We start from the raw sequence: 14,569 nt of genomic DNA on the forward strand, positions 1-14,569 counted from the left end.
GATGATCTCCAGGTCAGGAACCGGACCCATGGTAGGCATCCGATGCGCTGTCTCCCATGTCATGGCGTATGGGGTCATTGCCTGATCCTATGAGCAACACTTGCGGCGAGGCCCGCCAAGCCGGAGAGTGAAGGCATGGATACGCCGCTACGCCACCGCATGATCGCCCTGCTCCGCGACCTGGCTCCGGACGAGGGCTACACGCTGACCACGCTGCCCGACGTGCGCCTCCTGCGTTCCGACCGGCCATTGAGCCGTACCCCCGTGCTCTACGAACCGGGCATCGTGGTCGTCGTGCAGGGACGCAAGCGCGGTTTCCTGGGAGACGAGGTTTTCGTCTACGACGACCAGCACTATCTCGTCGTATCGGTGCCCGTGCCCTTCACGATGGAGACGGATGCCTCGGCCGACGAACCATTGCTCGCGATCTACTTCCGCCTGGACCACGCCATGGCCGCCGAGGTCTGCATGCGGCTCGACGAATGGCATGGTGCATCGTCGGCCGCGCCGAAGGGCCTGTATTCCTCGCCCATGGAAGAGTCCCTCGCGGTGTCCGTCCTGCGCCTTCTCGAAGCGTTGGCGCATCCCCCCGACGACTCCGTGCTCGGATCGGCGCTCCTGCGCGAGATCTACTACCGCATCCTCTCCGGTGCGCAAGGCGGATCGCTACGTGCCGCGCTCGCCCAGCAGGGCAAGTTCGGCATGGTGGCCCGCGCCATCCGCACCATTCACCGCCGCTATGCCGAGGCGCTCGCCGTCGATGAACTCGCCAGCGAAGCGGCGATGAGCGCACCCACGTTCCACGCGCACTTCCGCGCCATGACCGGCACATCGCCCATGCGCTACGTGCAGTCCACGCGTTTGCACCAGGCACGCCTGTTGATGCTTCGCGAGCACGCCACGGCGGCCGCGGCGGCCACCGCCGTGGGCTATGAAAGCGCCTCGCAGTTCAGCCGCGAGTTCAAGCGGCTGTTCGGAAGGCCGCCCGTCGAGGAAGTGGAGCGGATGAAGCGGAGCTTCGCGATGCCAGCGGCACGGGTGCCATCAACGTACGTGTCGTCGCATTGAAGCCCCCGGTTGTACGAACCAGTGCATCACTTCAACCGACGACCCGCATCCAGGTTCCCGTGATCTTTTCCTGGAGAACTTCGACGGCGCGGCCGGATCCGCGGAGATCCCGTGCTCGTTCGAGCGCGAATTGCACCGCCGCCCCCTCCGACGCAAACGTCTGCTGAACCGCCCCAGGCAACAGGACCCACCAGTCGCGATGATTGATCGACGGGTAGAAGACGAATACCCGCAGGGTCTTAAGTGTCTCGTTGGCCAGGCGTTTTCGCCGGAGTTCGGCACGCACGTCGCTCGACAGGATGCCGACCTGCATGACCGCCGCGCGCAAACGATCTTCGGAAACCCCCAGGTTTCGTGTCCAGAAACGGATGTCCCCGGGAAAGGACACGTCCACCTGGGTGGCATCCTGGGGCGCGTACGGGTGATTCAATGCGCGCATGGCGGGTATTTCTCCAAACATGGATGTTTGGCACACCGGAGGTTACGGGCATGTGACCTGAGCCCCTTCCGGACACATGCCGCAGACATGCCTTGATGAGATCCTCGTGCTAATGTCCCGGAACACAGGAACGCCATGCTGCCGCTGACGCCCCTCGACCCCGCGCTTTCCTCCTCCATCGCCCACGCCACCGCGTGCTCCGGCGAGCACTTCACCCTGCCCCTGCCTTCGGGCGGCCTGGGTCACGGCGTCCTGCTGCGCTTCGATGCGGCAACCTTCCACCCGGGCCTTTTCGCCGAGCAGGGCATCGCCGTGCCCGACTCCGTCGCACGCAGTGTCCTTAAACGGCAAGCCGACTTCTTCCATGGCCGGCTGGCCGCCAGGCTCGCCTTGCGAACCATGGGTATCGAAGGCGACGCACCCATCGGGATAGGCGACCAGCGCGAACCGCTGTGGCCGACCGCGGTCATCGGCAGCATCTCGCACACCGCCGGTATCGCGGGTGCCGTGGTCGCACCCTCCGGAGCGGTACCCGGCATCGGACTGGACATCGAACACGTCGTCAACGCCGATGCCGCGGCCGCATTACGAGGCCCGGTCGTCGATGCGAACGAGCAGGCCGTGCTCGACACCTTGTTCGCCGACGATCCCCTGCTCGGCCTGACGATCGCCTTCTCGGCGAAGGAATCCCTCTACAAGGCGCTGTTCCCGCGCGTCGGGACCTTCTTCGACTTCGACACCGCCATCGTCCAGTACGTCGACACCGCCGCGCGTACCGTCCGGCTCATGATCAGGACCACGCTCGCACCGGCATTGCCTTCCGGCACCTGTCTCCAGGTTCGTTACGATCTCCTGTCTCCGCGCCTGGTCATGACGCATTTCGCTTGACCTGGTTATCAATTTCGAAGGGACGGCTCTGCAACACTCCGGTCAGGGGTAACCACGAGGAGCGCTTCTGACCATGAGATCGGTGATCGACTTCGTACGCATACACATTCGGACCTTGCTGGCCACAGCCGCCTTTACGGCCATGGCCGCTTCTACCTCCGCGGCCGAGACGGCGGCACCCGCGAATGCGCGGGCCGACGGTTCCACGGCGGTAGCGCGGGCGCGGGTGGCCGCGGACGTGCTGATGGGCTCGTACGACCCGGGAAAGGCATGGTTCCCGGCCAGCTGGTGGAACTCGGCGGTGGCCTTGCAGACCATCGGCGACTACATGCAGCGCACGGGCGACCGTCGCTATATCGGGCAGTTGGACAACACCTTCGAGAAAGACAAAGGCGTGTTCCCGGCCGGCGTATTGTCGGGTGACCCCTTGCTGGGCAACTTCACCAGCCGCGCCATCGACGACTCCGAGTGGTGGGGCCTGACCTGGCTGCAGGCCTACGACCTTACCGGCGACCCGAAGTACCTGGACATGGCGGTCACCATCGCCCACTACGTCGAAGGCTATTGGGACACGAGCACGTGTGGCGGCGGCGTCTGGTGGGATGGCGAGCGCACCTATAAGAACGCCGTCACCAATGGCTTGTGGATCCGTCTCACCGCCGAACTGCACAACCGCATCCCCGGCGACACGGCGTGGCTGGCACGGTCGCGTACCGCCTGGACGTGGTTCCAGAGCAGCGGCATGGTCAACGCCGACGGCCTGGTCAACGACGGCCTCACCAACGCCTGCACCAACAACGGCCAGACCGTGTGGAGCTACAACCAGGGCCTGGCGATCGGTGCGGGGCTGGAGCTGTGGCGGGCCACCAAGGACCCGCGGATCCTGACGACAGTTCGTCGCCTGGCGGACGCCGCCATCGGTCCGAATGCACTGGTTACCGATGGCATCCTGACGGAACGCTGCGACGCCGCCGACCAGACCTGCGACGACAACGGCAAGCAGTTCAAGGGCATCTTCATGCGCTACTGGACCGACCTCGTCGACACCACCCGCGATGCCCGTTACGCGGCGTTCGCCGACCAGCAAGCCGAGGGCATCTGGAGCAACGACCGCGATGCCGCCGATCGCCTCGGCACCCGTTGGTCCGGCATCACCAGCGACGACCATCCAAACGTATTCGATTGGCGCACCCAGGCCAGCGCGCTAAGCGCCTTGATCGGGGTCATACCGATTCCGACGCCCTCGGCATCGCTGGCGGCGACCCTTTCACCGGCGCAGCCGGTTGTCATGCCGGCCGCCTCGGGTACCACCACGTTGCCCATCGATCTCGGCGTGTCGGCCACCGGATTCTTCCCGCTCACGACCCGTGTCTCCGTGGATACGCCTGCCGGATGGAGCGCTTCACCATCGGGCACCCTCGTACGACTGCAGCCGCACGGCAACGCGACCCCGGTCGAAGCCAGCCGCGCGCTGCGGATCACGGTACCGGGCTCGACACCCGATGGTCATCACAGGGTTACCGCCAACGTCATGGCGGCCGGCCTGCGTTTCAGCACCCAGGCCGACGTGCTGATCGCTCACGCCATCGACTTCGACACGGGGACGGTCGACGAAAACCCGTGGTTGTTCGACGCCGCTGGCTCGCAAAGCAATGGCGTGCAGAACCGCTTCGCCGACGGGAATGCACACTTCACCTATCGCTTCCCCTTCCCCGCCGACACCACCTCGGCCCAGGTGATCCTCACCATCGACGCCGAGTTCCTGGTGCAGGTCAGCAGTGACAACGAACACTGGACGACGGTGTTGCAAGAAGACCGCCCGATCACCGACGGATCGAACAAGGCCGATCGCAGCATCGACCTGACACCGTACCTGGCCACGGCAGCCGATGGCTCCAAGCCCGTATACCTCCGGGTATCGGACTCGTTCCCCCATGATGGATGGGGCGGCCGCGTTTACCACGTCAAGGCGAACATCGCCGAATAGCCGGGCGATCCATCCGCTCCCGGTCACCGGGGGCGGATGGACCTGGCGGTCATAGTGTCTCGGCCGATTCATCGAACGGTAAGACTACGCCGATAACGTGCAATCCATGGTTTAGATCGATTGAATCGATGGGGAGCACCGTCTTGAGAATGGCATGCCTTGCCGCCGCACTCCTGCCCTGCGTGTCCTTCGCGGCGTCGGTGACACGCATCAACGATGTCCAGTACATCGGCAGCCACAACAGCTACCACGCCGGCCTCGCCACGGGCGAGGCGGAGGTCTGGCGTCGCGTCGATCCGGCGACCTACGCCATCCTGGCCTACTCCCATCCAGCGCTGGGCCGGCAACTCGACGATGGCGTACGGCAGTTCGAACTGGACGTATACGGAGATGCGCACGGCGGCCGTTATGCGAAGCCGGCGGTGATAGCGCAGGTCGCCGCGGCTGGCCTCGTGGCGGACGCCCCTTTCGCCGATCCCACCGTGATGGCCGCGCCGGGGTTCAAGGTCATGCACATCCAGGACCTCGACCAGCGCAGCACGTGCCAGCCGCTGCAAGCCTGCCTTCGTGAACTGCTCGCATGGTCCCGTGCGCATCCGCGGCACCTTCCGATATTCGTCCTGCTCGAAACGGAGGAGACGCCGCTTCACCTGTCTTTTCCCACCGTGGTGCCGGAGCCGTTCGATACCGACGCCATGGACCGGTTGGATGCGGAGATCCGGAACGTCTTCCCTCGTTCGGCGTACATCGCCCCAGACGATGTCCGCGGCAATCACGCGTCCCTCAACGATGCCGTGCGCCACGACGGGTGGCCTTCGCTGGACTCGGCACGGGGTCGATTCGTCTTCCTGCTCGACCAGCATTCGGTCAGCAAGGCTTACCTGGCCGGCCATCCGTCCTTGCGTGGCCGCGTGATGTTCACCCATGCCACGCCCGGCGAGGACGACGCCGCGTTCCTCGAATTCAACGATGGTCCGCCGGACGAAATCGCCCGGCGCGTGCGCGAAGGCTATCTCGTCCGCACACGTACCGATGCCAACCTGAAGGAAGCCTTGCAAAACGACGTGCAACGCCGGGACGCGATGTTCGCCAGTGGCGCGCAGCTGCTCAGCACCGACTTTCCCGCGCACGAACCCGCTTCCAACGGCTATGTCGTCGCTTTTCCCGGTGGCACGACCGCTCGCTGCAACCCACAGCGCCCCCGCGACACCTGTACCCGGGCAGACCTGACGCCCTGACCCGCGACCGGGCCACCGCGATGGCCCGCCTCCCTCTTGCACTCCCCCAAGGTTCCCATGCGCAAGCCCTTCCCGCACGCCCTGCTCTCACTTTCCATCGCCCTGGCGCTCTGCCATACGACGGCGGCGCACGCGAACGACATCGAGGCGGCGACCGACAAGAAAGTCACGGCGCTGAGCGGCATGAACGTCGATGCCCAGGTGCCCGCGGCCGGCACCGTGGACGAACAACGGCTTTCCGCCGGGGTGACCACGGTCATGAGCAAGCAGGAGATCGATGCCGTACCCACGGCGAATATCGCCGACGTACTGGCGCATTTGCCCGGTCTCTCCGCATACAGCGACATGCACCTCGGCCAGGCCGCCACGGGCGAAAGCGAGTACGTCACCATTCGTGGCCTGGACTCGAGCTACAACGCATACACTCTCAACGGCTTCGCCTTGCCCGAAACCGATTCGTCGACGCGCGCCATCTCCCTCAACATGCTCGCCCCGTTCGGAATCCAATCGGTCAAGGTGTCGAAGACGCCCACGCCGGACATGCCGGGAGATTCCATCGGCGGCGCGATCGACATGCGCACGCCCACGGCTTTCGACTTCGCCGGCGACACCTACGCCAAATCGACCGTCCAGGGCAGGATGAACGACCTGGCCGAGCATCGTGGCCTTCCCGACAAGGGCGGCGTGTTCCAGCAGGAAGTCGCGCACCGGTTCGGCGCGTCGAAGCAATTCGGCATCTATGCCGCCGGCTATTATGGCAAGTACGACAACGCGGCCGAAGCGGTGGCACCCAATTCACAGTACACGCCGATCGACCCGAGGCAGGCCAAGGCGACCGACCTGTCGCAGGCCGGACCGTTGCAGAGTTCGCAGTACAAGTACAGCGTGTACACCAATCGCATCAAGCGATACGGTGGCAACGTCTCGCTCGACTGGAACGGCGAAACCACCTCGCTCTTCGCACGCGCGCTCTATGGCGCCTACGACGTGCAGGGTGAGCAGAACCAGATGTCGGCACGCAACCAGGGAACGACACAGGTACTGCGCGGTGGATACTTCAATACGCGCGACATCAAGGAAAAAACCGCGACCCTCCAGCTGGGCGGTAGCAGCGCCGTGGATGCGCTCACGCTGGATTACGGTACGTCGTATGGTGTCGGTTTTCGCAATGTCCCGGACCACGTGGAGGCGAGCCTCTACGGTGCGCAAAGCCCCGGTCAGTTTCAGTTCGACCTGGGCAACCCCACGTTTCCCAGCCTCGCCGGAACACCCGCCACGCTACGCAACTATGTCTACAACCTGGCGACGGACAGCTTCTGGAAAACCCAGGGCGGCGATGCCGGCAGCAAGGACACGCGCATCAATGTCCACGTCGATGGCACGTATGCGTTCCCCGACGCGGCGATCGAGAACCTGAAGTTCGGCCTGTCCGCGGATACCTCCAAGCGAAACGCCTACGACCACCCGTTCACCCATGACGACAACAACTTCGTTTATGGAGGACCGTTCTTTGGCGGCCCGAATTATCCGTCGTCCGCACCTGGCGGCCCCTCACTCGCCGACTTGCCCGGCCGTCTCGTCACCCGTCCTTTCGGTGGGCGTTATGCAGGCCCCTTCAAGCTGATCGACCGGCAATGGGTGCTCGACCAGGCCGTGCCGTACAAGTACCTGGACGATCCGAATGGCGCCGGCAATTACACGGCTAACGATTACAACGCCAACACCACGTCCAGTCGCGAAAACATCTTCGCCGGTTACCTGATGGCGACGTTCCGGGTGCAAGACCTCACCGTGACGCCGGGCGTCCGTTACGAACTGACCGATTACTCGTCGAGGGCGTGGCGTTCCAACGGCGACGACGCGACGGGAGCGTTCGTCGGTCAGGGAAGGCGCTATGGGGAGCTCCTGCCCGGGATCAACCTCAACTACCGGCCCGACGAGTTGACCGTCTATCGTGCCTCGCTACGGCGGAGCTTCAGCCGTCCGGCGTTCGGGCTCATTTCGGGCCAGACGACCTACTCCATCGACGACATCAGTGGGCAGGTGGTCGGAATTTCCAAGCCCAATCCGGACCTGCGGCCCACCACGGCCGACAACCTGGACCTGTCCGCCGAGTTCTACGACAGGAGCGGCGGCTTGCTCACGGCCTCGGCGTACTACAAGCGGCTGAGCGATTTCATCTATACCTCGCAATCGTCCACCGGCAACGACAGCACGCTGGGCGGCAACGTGCCGACCGGCACGGTGGTGACGGGAGGCGTACCCGTGAGCATGCCGGAGAACGGTGGCGACGCGAAGATCTATGGCCTGGAAATGGCGCTGCGCAAGCAATTCGTCACCCTGCCCGGCATCTGGAGCCATTTCGGTGTCGCCGGCAACTTGACCGTCCAGCACAGTTCCGCGCATAGCGGGCGCGAGGATCATCCGGGCAGCACCTGGTTACCCCGCGCGCCGGAGCGCATGTATAACGCCGACCTGTTCTACCACGACGACCGGGTGCATGCCGACCTGATCTACAACTACACGGGCCTGCAGCTGATCGGCTTGAATGGCAACGGCCTGGATTACTACCTGCAACCGATGAAGACGCTCGACTTCTCGGCCACCTACGACCTGCCCCATGGCATCGGCGTCGGCATCTCGGTGAAGAACCTGCTCGATCACGCCACGTTCCACGAGACCTCGGGCAAGTCCAAGCGCTATCTGGCGTACGATCCGGGTGCCGATGGGGCGTATGTCGAGACGGGTCGCGTGTACATGGTCAACCTGAGCTATACGTTCTGATGGTTCTCCGTGGACTTCGCCATCTCGTGGCGGTCATGGCGTTCGTTGCCATGTCGATGCCGGCTTCCGCCACCGACGACCTGCAACTGGAGCGGGTCATCCTGGTCTACCGGCATGGCGTCCGTTCGCCACTCCCCGGCGAGATCCAGGTCGACGAGGTGCACGGCCGGGCATGGCCTGCGTGGCCCGTGCAGCCTTCGATCCTCACGCCGCATGGCCGGGAGGGCGTGATGGCCATGGGGCGATTCGACCGCCAATGGTTGTCCGGCGCCGGCCTGTTTCCGCCCCAGGGTTGTCCCGCGGGCCGCGGCGTCGGCATCTGGGCCAATACCGACCAGCGCACCATCGCCAGCGCCCAGGCACTCGCGGACGCGTTCGCGCCGGGCTGCGGCCTGACCGTCGGGCACCTGCCTGAAGGTGCCGCCGACCCGGTGTTCAATCCCGTGGCCGCGAACGCGGTCGATTGGGACGGCCAAGCGGCCCTTGCCGCGATACAGCGTGAGACGCAAGGGCCCGATGCCCTCACCGCCGGGCATCGTGATGCGATGTCGGCCTTCGGCCGTGTCATGGGTTGCGTCCCCGGCGACTCGCAACCCGCCTGCGCTCCAGCGACATGGCGCGGCACGCTCGCGTTGGGCTCGGACGGCAAGGGCATCGCGCTGGGTGGCCCCATCGCCGACACCTCCGGTACGTCGGAAGCCATCATCATGGCTTACCTCGAAGGGAAATCGATGGCCGAGGTCGGCTGGGGACGCGTCGACGCGGCGACCTTTCGCTTCCTGTCGCAGTTGCACTCGCTGCTGTTCGATGTGCATGCCCGGCCATCGTACGTGGCCGATCGTGTCGCGGCCGTCCTGGCTGGCCGCATCCTCGCCATCCTCGACGACCCGCACGCGCCACGCTTGAACGTGTTCGTCGGTAGCGACAACAACATCGTCGCACTGGCAAGCGTGCTGGGCATGCATTTCGAGATGCCTGGCTATGGAAAGGACGATCCGCCGGTGGGCGGCGCGCTAGGCATCACGGTGTGGCGTTCGCGTGGCGATGGGCATCGCACCGTCCGTGTGGTGTACCAGGCACAGACGCCGGACCAGTTGCGCTACCTGACGCCACTGACGAAGGACAAGCCGCCAGCGCAGCGATCCCTCGTTCCGTTCGCGTGTCGCGCTTCTCCCTCGCATTGCGACCTCGACAAGGTGCTGGACGCGCTCCGCCGGTCTGCTTCACATGTAACCAGCTGAGAACGCGCAGGCCTTCGATGCCGTTCGGTAACAGAGGTTCCCGGTCATTTAGCCTTGGAAGGAGGTGGTGGCGGAGTCGCCGGGCGGGAATACTGGGGTGGCGGATTGGTGTTTGCGTGTCTTTGAGACACGCTAGAGGGCGGTATGCGCGGAGGCGGGTTGATCTGTCGCTTGGTCATGTTGAACCCTCTGGCGGTTTCGAAAACTCGGCAAATGATACATCGCCGACGCTGATCAATAGACCTTCCAAATGCGCTAGGTCCTGTTCCTGTCCTTCGACTGTACGCGTTGCCGACGTAATGAAGAAATGGCCCTTCTCAGCGTAGGGCCCCCATGATCCTAAAGTGAAGGCATCTCCAAGCCCGAGTGCACTTGCGCGCTCTACCGCCAGCAGGCATTGCACTACGACTGTGTAGATCAGCGCCTGTACAACGCGCTCAAATTGTGACGGCTTCACGTGTGACGTCACGCCAAAATATACCCAGGCGACGAGAAACCCAGGTACGAGGTACTGGAGAAGCGTTACGACATCCTTCGAAAGTTCCGGCATAAACAAATCCATTGCTCGGTGAATGAGCAAGCGCCGATCATAGACAGCCGATCGGCAGGCCCATCAGGTCATAGACCAGTCTCATCCGGTAAGACTTCGCCGCGCCGACGCCAGCATGTGCAGCTACACGCCGATAACCTCGCCATCCTCCTTCGTGAACGGCGTTGCCAGCGGCGGAATGATCTCCAGCACCACCTCCGACGGGCGGCACAAGCGCGTGCCGCGCTCCGTCACCACGAAGGGCCGGTTGATCAGGATCGGGTGGACGAGCATGGCGTCGACGATGGCCTCGTCGCCCACGGCGGGATCGCCCAGGCCGAGCTCCTCGAACGGGGTGCCCTTCTGCCTTGCCGCCTGTCGCGCCGTGAGCCCGACATCGGCGAACAGGCGCAACAGCGTGGCCTTGTCCGGCGGATGCTTCAGGTACTCGATGACGGTCGGTTCGATGCCGGCATGGCGCAAGATCGCCAGCGTGTTGCGCGACGTGCCACAGGCGGGATTGTGATAGATGGTGGCATGCATGATCAGATCCTGGAGACGATGGCTTGCGCTGCCGCGGCGGCGCCCTTGCGCTCGCTGTAACGGTCGACAAGATACTCGCTACGGCCACGGACCAGGAGGGTGAATTTCATCAGCTCCTCCATCACGTCGACCACGCGGTCGTAGAACGGCGACGGTTTCATCCTTCCCGCATCGTCGAATTCGCTCCAGGCCTTGGCGACCGAGGACTGGTTCGGGATGGTGACCATCCGCATCCAGCGGCCAAGCACGCGCAGCGCGTTGACCACGTTGAACGACTGCGATCCTCCGCAGACCTGCATGACCGCCAGGGTACGGCCCTGCGTAGGACGCACGCTGCCGTCTTCCAGCGGCAGCCAGTCGATCTGGTTCTTGAAGACGCCGGTCATCGTGCCGTGCCGTTCGGGACTGACCCATACCTGCCCTTCCGACCACAGCGACAAGGCCCTCAACTCCTGCACTTTCGGATGCGTGGCCGGCACGCTGTCGAGGATGGGAAGTTCCGCGGGATCGAAGACGCGGGTCTCGGCGCCGAGGTGGCGAAGGATGCGCTCGGCTTCGAGCGCGAGCTTGCGGCTGAAGGACTGCGGCCGCAACGAACCATAGAGAAGCAATATCCGCGGCGGATGACCGCTATCGCCATCGACGGTCAGTCGTTCCCATTCGGGATGCGGCAGGTCGCCGGTCAGGTGGGGAAGATCGACAGGGTGCACGGCAGCTCCACGGGTTGCGCGACGATAATAATTCTATCATTCTAGAAATATAGAAACCAAGTAAAGACCCGCATGGCCCTCGTGCTTCGCCGACGTCGTCGCCTTACGGCTGTCCGTGACGTGACGCCAGGAACCCCTTTGTTACACTCGCCCACCATGAAAACCGCCGACACCATCAAGGTGCTTTCCGCCCTCGCCCAGGAGTCTCGACTGGCGATTTTCCGCTTGCTCGTGGAGCAAGGTCCGGAAGGCCTGCCGGTGGGCGCGATCGGTGAGCGCCTGGGCCTGCCCAATGCGACGTTGTCGTTTCATCTGAAGGAACTGCTGCACGCGGGCCTCGTCACGAGTCGCCAGAGCGGCCGTTTCATCTACTACGCGCCGGTGATATCCGCGATCGACGAACTGGTCGATTACCTGACCCAGAACTGCTGTGCGGGCAGCGGCGCCACGTGCGTCCCCGCTCCGGCAGGCCGACGAGCAACGGCGAAGCGACGCTGAGAGCGTGGTAACTCATGTCTTTCCCAGTTGAGCCGCCTCGCGTCTCATGCCAAACGGAAGGAACATCGTTGAACCTCACTTCCACTTTTTTTGGTAAAGCGCATTCGGATTGGTCGCCTGTCGGCAATGGCGAATCCGGCGACCTTGTTTTTCAGCGTAATGACGGGCAAGCCTATGCGAAAATCGCGCCCGCAGACCGCCGCGTCGAGCTCGCTGGGGAGCGCGACCGCCTCATTTGGCTCAACGGTCGGGGTGTGGCATGCCCAGAGGTGATCCACTGGCAGGAGGAAGAGGAAGGCTCGTGCCTGATGATGACCGCCATTCCCGGAGTGCCGGCGGCTGATCTGTCGGGAGCCGACCTGCTCAAGGCGTGGCCGTCGATGGCACGACAGCTCCCGCTCGACACGAGCCAGCAGGTCGCGTTGCGGCGTATCCTGGTCCTCGTCGGGCAAGAAGCCGGGATCGACCGCATTGCGAGACACCACGTCGATGGCGCGCCCGAACATTCGCGACAATCTGCGCTCGAACGGACATTGCGCCACCGGCAGGCGGTGAACAGCCCCGAGCTGTCGATGCGACTCGACCAGGAGAGGACCGACATGGTTGTTTGCCATGGCGATCCTTGCATGCCGAACTTCATGGTGGACCCTAAGACGCTTCAATGTACGGGCCTGATCGACTTCGGACGGCTCGGAACGGCAGACCGCCATGCCGATCTGGCACTCATGGTCGCTAATGCCGAAGAGAATTGGACAACGCCCGAAGAAGCAGAGGGCGCCTTCGCCATCCTGTTCAATGTGTTGTGGATCGAAGTCCCCGATCGCGGACGCCTTGCCTTCTATCTGCGATTGGACCCTCTGACTTGGGGGTGATGCCGATGCCGCCCGATGGCGAGTGTCACGGGCTGACGCGGAACAACCCGCCCGAATCCGGGTTCGCCTGCAACATGTCCTCGGACAACCTCGCCCTCGACGACGCTATGTACGCATGGCCGTCGGGCCCGAACGCGAGGCTGCCGACGTGTGGCGCAGGTATCGACACCATCTGCTCCACGGAGCCATTCCCGGCAAGCCGGACGATACAGCCACCACCCCACATGGCCACCCATACCGCGCCATCCGGCGCGATCGTCATGCCGTCGGGCTTTCCCGGCACACCGAGGAAATCCGTCACGACAACGGGTTCGTGAAGCGCCGCGGCATTTCCGGATCGCGCATAGGCGAGCAACGTGCGGCTCAGCGTGTCGATCACCAGCAACGTCGCACCACCATCGGCGAAGGCCATGCCGTTGGCCACGCCCAGGCCATCGGCCACCTGCTTCACGGGCGCGTCCGGATGAGGTGCGTAATAGAGCCCACCCTTGCCCGACAGCAATCCGCGATGCATCGAGCCGACCCATAGGCCACCATGCGCATCCACGGTCATGTCGTTGAACCGGCAGCCGGGGCCAAGCGGCGCGGGTGGACCGGCTGCGATGGCACCGGTACGGACGTCGATCAGGCAGAAGCCATCTTCGCCCGCGCCTGCCCATGACCCGTCGGGCAGCATGCCCAGCGACCATATCGATTTCGAGAGCAGGGTGTCGTGAAGGCTTCCGTCCACCGTGGACCAGCGCAGGAGGCGACGGTTGGGTGGATCGAGCATGAGTACATCGTCCCCGTCCATCCGCACGGACTCGCCGACAAGCGCTCCGGGTTGCGCCACGAGACGAACCTTGCTCATACCGGCGTCCCCCGGCTCGCCGCGTGCAAGGCAGCGAAGCCGTGTGCCGTCGCATCGGCGGCGTCGACGGTGACCGAACGTATTTCCCGATCTCGCAGCGCTTCCGCATACAAGGCGCAGACCGGTGCCGCACCCACCAGGGTGACGACTTCGTCGGCGATCGCCGGATAAAGCGAGAGGGCATCGGCGATTTCCGATCCGATCAACACGCCACGCAAATACGACGCCGCATCGTCACGAGCAAGGTCCTGCCGGATGACTTTCGCCCTGACGCCGAAGAGCTGCGTACCGAGGCCTAGCGCACGGTCCGCACCGGCCCTGGCCCCCGCGGCGAATGCGCTGCCGATCGCGGCAGGTGCCGCGACCACCGAGGCGAGCATGCCTGCCGCCGTGAGCCGGTCGAACATTTCCCCGGACATCGCCGTCATGAATTCCATGACGCGGCCGCCGGCGATGCGTACCCACTTGCCGTGCGTACCCGGTAGCGCCACGATGCCGTCGTGCGGCAACCTGCCTGCGCGGAGAAGACCGAACAGTTCCGTCTCTTCGCCGCGCATGATGTCCGGCGCGCCATCGCTCGCCCTGCGACAGGACAGCCCCGGCACGATGTGCATCGTGCGTCCAGCGATCGCGGTCGCGTGCAGGTTTGTCGCCAGGCCGTCCCATCCGATCGGGCATTCGACATAGCCCGCATCGGCCCAGCCCACGTTCGAACCGACCATGCCGCAGGCATATATCCGATGCGCATCGGGCCAGCGCTGCACCAGGCGTTCCACCTGCGCGACCATGCCCGGGCGATCGAGTGAGGCGATGCCTGCCGGCTCGGCGAAGGCATCCCGTACGTCACCAGCGTGGTCGAGAAGATAAGCCCTGAAGTTCGAGCTGCCCCAATTGATCGCTATGAAGTCGTTTTCCATCCGTT

Annotated in this window: 14 protein-coding genes; 8 read left to right on the forward strand and 6 right to left on the reverse strand. The window is 64.4% G+C overall.

Features of this window, described 5'->3' with window-relative positions; genetic code table 11:
- Window positions 1-135 precede the first annotated feature (135 nt).
- The gene (locus ACR9Y6_RS05855) at window positions 136-1,068 is read left to right on the forward strand and encodes an AraC family transcriptional regulator (RefSeq protein ID WP_481280441.1); all 933 of its coding nucleotides are present in this window, start codon (window positions 136-138) and stop codon (window positions 1,066-1,068) included.
- 31 nt (window positions 1,069-1,099) lie between these two features.
- Here the strand turns inward: ACR9Y6_RS05855 and ACR9Y6_RS05860 are convergent, their stop codons facing one another.
- Window positions 1,100-1,507: a DUF3606 domain-containing protein gene (locus tag ACR9Y6_RS05860; protein WP_481280442.1), complete on the reverse strand. Its 408-nt coding sequence runs from the start codon at window positions 1,505-1,507 to the stop codon at window positions 1,100-1,102.
- Window positions 1,508-1,642: 135 nt separating this feature from the next.
- On the opposite strand from ACR9Y6_RS05860, the gene ACR9Y6_RS05865 reads away from it, so the two are divergent.
- The 5 genes from ACR9Y6_RS05865 (at window position 1,643) to ACR9Y6_RS05885 (ending at window position 9,645) form a co-directional block, all read left to right on the forward strand.
- Complete coding sequence (locus ACR9Y6_RS05865) at window positions 1,643-2,395, forward strand: 4'-phosphopantetheinyl transferase family protein (RefSeq protein WP_481280443.1); 753 nt, start codon at window positions 1,643-1,645, stop codon at window positions 2,393-2,395.
- 142 nt (window positions 2,396-2,537) lie between these two features.
- Window positions 2,538-4,382, forward strand: a complete 1,845-nt coding sequence (locus tag ACR9Y6_RS05870) for a glycoside hydrolase family 76 protein (protein ID WP_481280444.1) — start codon at window positions 2,538-2,540, stop codon at window positions 4,380-4,382.
- Between the two features lie 128 nt (window positions 4,383-4,510).
- Window positions 4,511-5,620 carry a phosphatidylinositol-specific phospholipase C1-like protein gene (locus tag ACR9Y6_RS05875; protein WP_481280445.1) on the forward strand — a complete coding sequence of 370 codons (1,110 nt, stop codon included), beginning with the start codon at window positions 4,511-4,513 and terminating at the stop codon, window positions 5,618-5,620.
- 57 nt (window positions 5,621-5,677) lie between these two features.
- On the forward strand, window positions 5,678-8,404 hold the full coding sequence (locus tag ACR9Y6_RS05880) for a TonB-dependent receptor (protein WP_481280446.1): 2,727 nt from the start codon (window positions 5,678-5,680) through the stop codon (window positions 8,402-8,404).
- A 35-nt stretch (window positions 8,405-8,439) separates the two neighbouring features.
- Window positions 8,440-9,645 (forward strand): histidine-type phosphatase, encoded by a 1,206-nt coding sequence (locus ACR9Y6_RS05885; RefSeq protein ID WP_481280447.1) that lies wholly within the window; start codon window positions 8,440-8,442, stop codon window positions 9,643-9,645.
- 175 nt (window positions 9,646-9,820) lie between these two features.
- Here ACR9Y6_RS05885 and ACR9Y6_RS05890 read toward each other — a convergent pair whose 3' ends face one another.
- The 3 genes from ACR9Y6_RS05890 to arsH all read right to left on the reverse strand — a co-directional run bounded on the left by ACR9Y6_RS05890 (window position 9,821) and on the right by arsH (window position 11,403).
- Complete coding sequence (locus ACR9Y6_RS05890; protein ID WP_481280448.1) at window positions 9,821-10,195, reverse strand: hypothetical protein; 375 nt, start codon at window positions 10,193-10,195, stop codon at window positions 9,821-9,823.
- A gap of 123 nt (window positions 10,196-10,318) precedes the next feature.
- On the reverse strand, window positions 10,319-10,717 hold the full coding sequence (arsC, locus tag ACR9Y6_RS05895; RefSeq protein ID WP_481280449.1) for an arsenate reductase (glutaredoxin): 399 nt from the start codon (window positions 10,715-10,717) through the stop codon (window positions 10,319-10,321).
- Between the two features lie 2 nt (window positions 10,718-10,719).
- Window positions 10,720-11,403: an arsenical resistance protein ArsH gene (gene arsH / locus ACR9Y6_RS05900; RefSeq protein ID WP_481282699.1), complete on the reverse strand. Its 684-nt coding sequence runs from the start codon at window positions 11,401-11,403 to the stop codon at window positions 10,720-10,722.
- A 180-nt stretch (window positions 11,404-11,583) separates the two neighbouring features.
- Here arsH and ACR9Y6_RS05905 point away from each other — a divergent pair, with 180 nt between their 5' ends.
- Both ACR9Y6_RS05905 and ACR9Y6_RS05910 read left to right on the forward strand, forming a co-directional pair.
- Window positions 11,584-11,925, forward strand: a complete 342-nt coding sequence (locus ACR9Y6_RS05905) for an ArsR/SmtB family transcription factor (RefSeq protein ID WP_481280450.1) — start codon at window positions 11,584-11,586, stop codon at window positions 11,923-11,925.
- A 68-nt stretch (window positions 11,926-11,993) separates the two neighbouring features.
- Entirely contained in the window at window positions 11,994-12,797 is an 804-nt protein-coding gene (locus ACR9Y6_RS05910) for a phosphotransferase (protein ID WP_481280451.1), read from the forward strand.
- Window positions 12,798-12,822: 25 nt separating this feature from the next.
- On the opposite strand, the gene ACR9Y6_RS05915 is transcribed toward ACR9Y6_RS05910, so the two are convergent.
- Both ACR9Y6_RS05915 and ACR9Y6_RS05920 read right to left on the reverse strand, forming a co-directional pair.
- A complete protein-coding gene (locus ACR9Y6_RS05915) occupies window positions 12,823-13,647 on the reverse strand; it encodes an SMP-30/gluconolactonase/LRE family protein (RefSeq protein WP_481280452.1) in 825 nt (274 codons plus the stop codon).
- The gene (locus ACR9Y6_RS05920; RefSeq protein WP_481280453.1) at window positions 13,644-14,564 is read right to left on the reverse strand and encodes a 2-dehydro-3-deoxygalactonokinase; all 921 of its coding nucleotides are present in this window, start codon (window positions 14,562-14,564) and stop codon (window positions 13,644-13,646) included. Before ACR9Y6_RS05920 ends, ACR9Y6_RS05915 begins: the two co-directional genes overlap by 4 nt.
- Window positions 14,565-14,569: the final 5 nt, after the last annotated feature.

The organism is Luteibacter sp. TLI7-4A (assembly GCF_056754745.1).

Bases quoted from the DNA above. Each gene is read 5' to 3' on its own strand.
- ACR9Y6_RS05855 (WP_481280441.1), top strand. From the start codon at position 136: ATGGATACGCCGCTACGCCACCGCATGATCGCCCTGCTCCGCGACCTG.
- ACR9Y6_RS05860 (WP_481280442.1), bottom strand. From the start codon at position 1,507: ATGCGCGCATTGAATCACCCGTACGCGCCCCAGGATGCCACCCAGGTG.
- ACR9Y6_RS05865 (WP_481280443.1), top strand. From the start codon at position 1,643: ATGCTGCCGCTGACGCCCCTCGACCCCGCGCTTTCCTCCTCCATCGCC.
- ACR9Y6_RS05870 (WP_481280444.1), top strand. From the start codon at position 2,538: ATGGCCGCTTCTACCTCCGCGGCCGAGACGGCGGCACCCGCGAATGCG.
- ACR9Y6_RS05875 (WP_481280445.1), top strand. From the start codon at position 4,511: ATGGGGAGCACCGTCTTGAGAATGGCATGCCTTGCCGCCGCACTCCTG.
- ACR9Y6_RS05880 (WP_481280446.1), top strand. From the start codon at position 5,678: ATGCGCAAGCCCTTCCCGCACGCCCTGCTCTCACTTTCCATCGCCCTG.
- ACR9Y6_RS05885 (WP_481280447.1), top strand. From the start codon at position 8,440: ATGGCGTTCGTTGCCATGTCGATGCCGGCTTCCGCCACCGACGACCTG.
- ACR9Y6_RS05890 (WP_481280448.1), bottom strand. From the start codon at position 10,195: ATGCCGGAACTTTCGAAGGATGTCGTAACGCTTCTCCAGTACCTCGTA.
- arsC (WP_481280449.1), bottom strand. From the start codon at position 10,717: ATGCATGCCACCATCTATCACAATCCCGCCTGTGGCACGTCGCGCAAC.
- ACR9Y6_RS05905 (WP_481280450.1), top strand. From the start codon at position 11,584: ATGAAAACCGCCGACACCATCAAGGTGCTTTCCGCCCTCGCCCAGGAG.
- ACR9Y6_RS05915 (WP_481280452.1), bottom strand. From the start codon at position 13,647: ATGAGCAAGGTTCGTCTCGTGGCGCAACCCGGAGCGCTTGTCGGCGAG.
- ACR9Y6_RS05920 (WP_481280453.1), bottom strand. From the start codon at position 14,564: ATGGAAAACGACTTCATAGCGATCAATTGGGGCAGCTCGAACTTCAGG.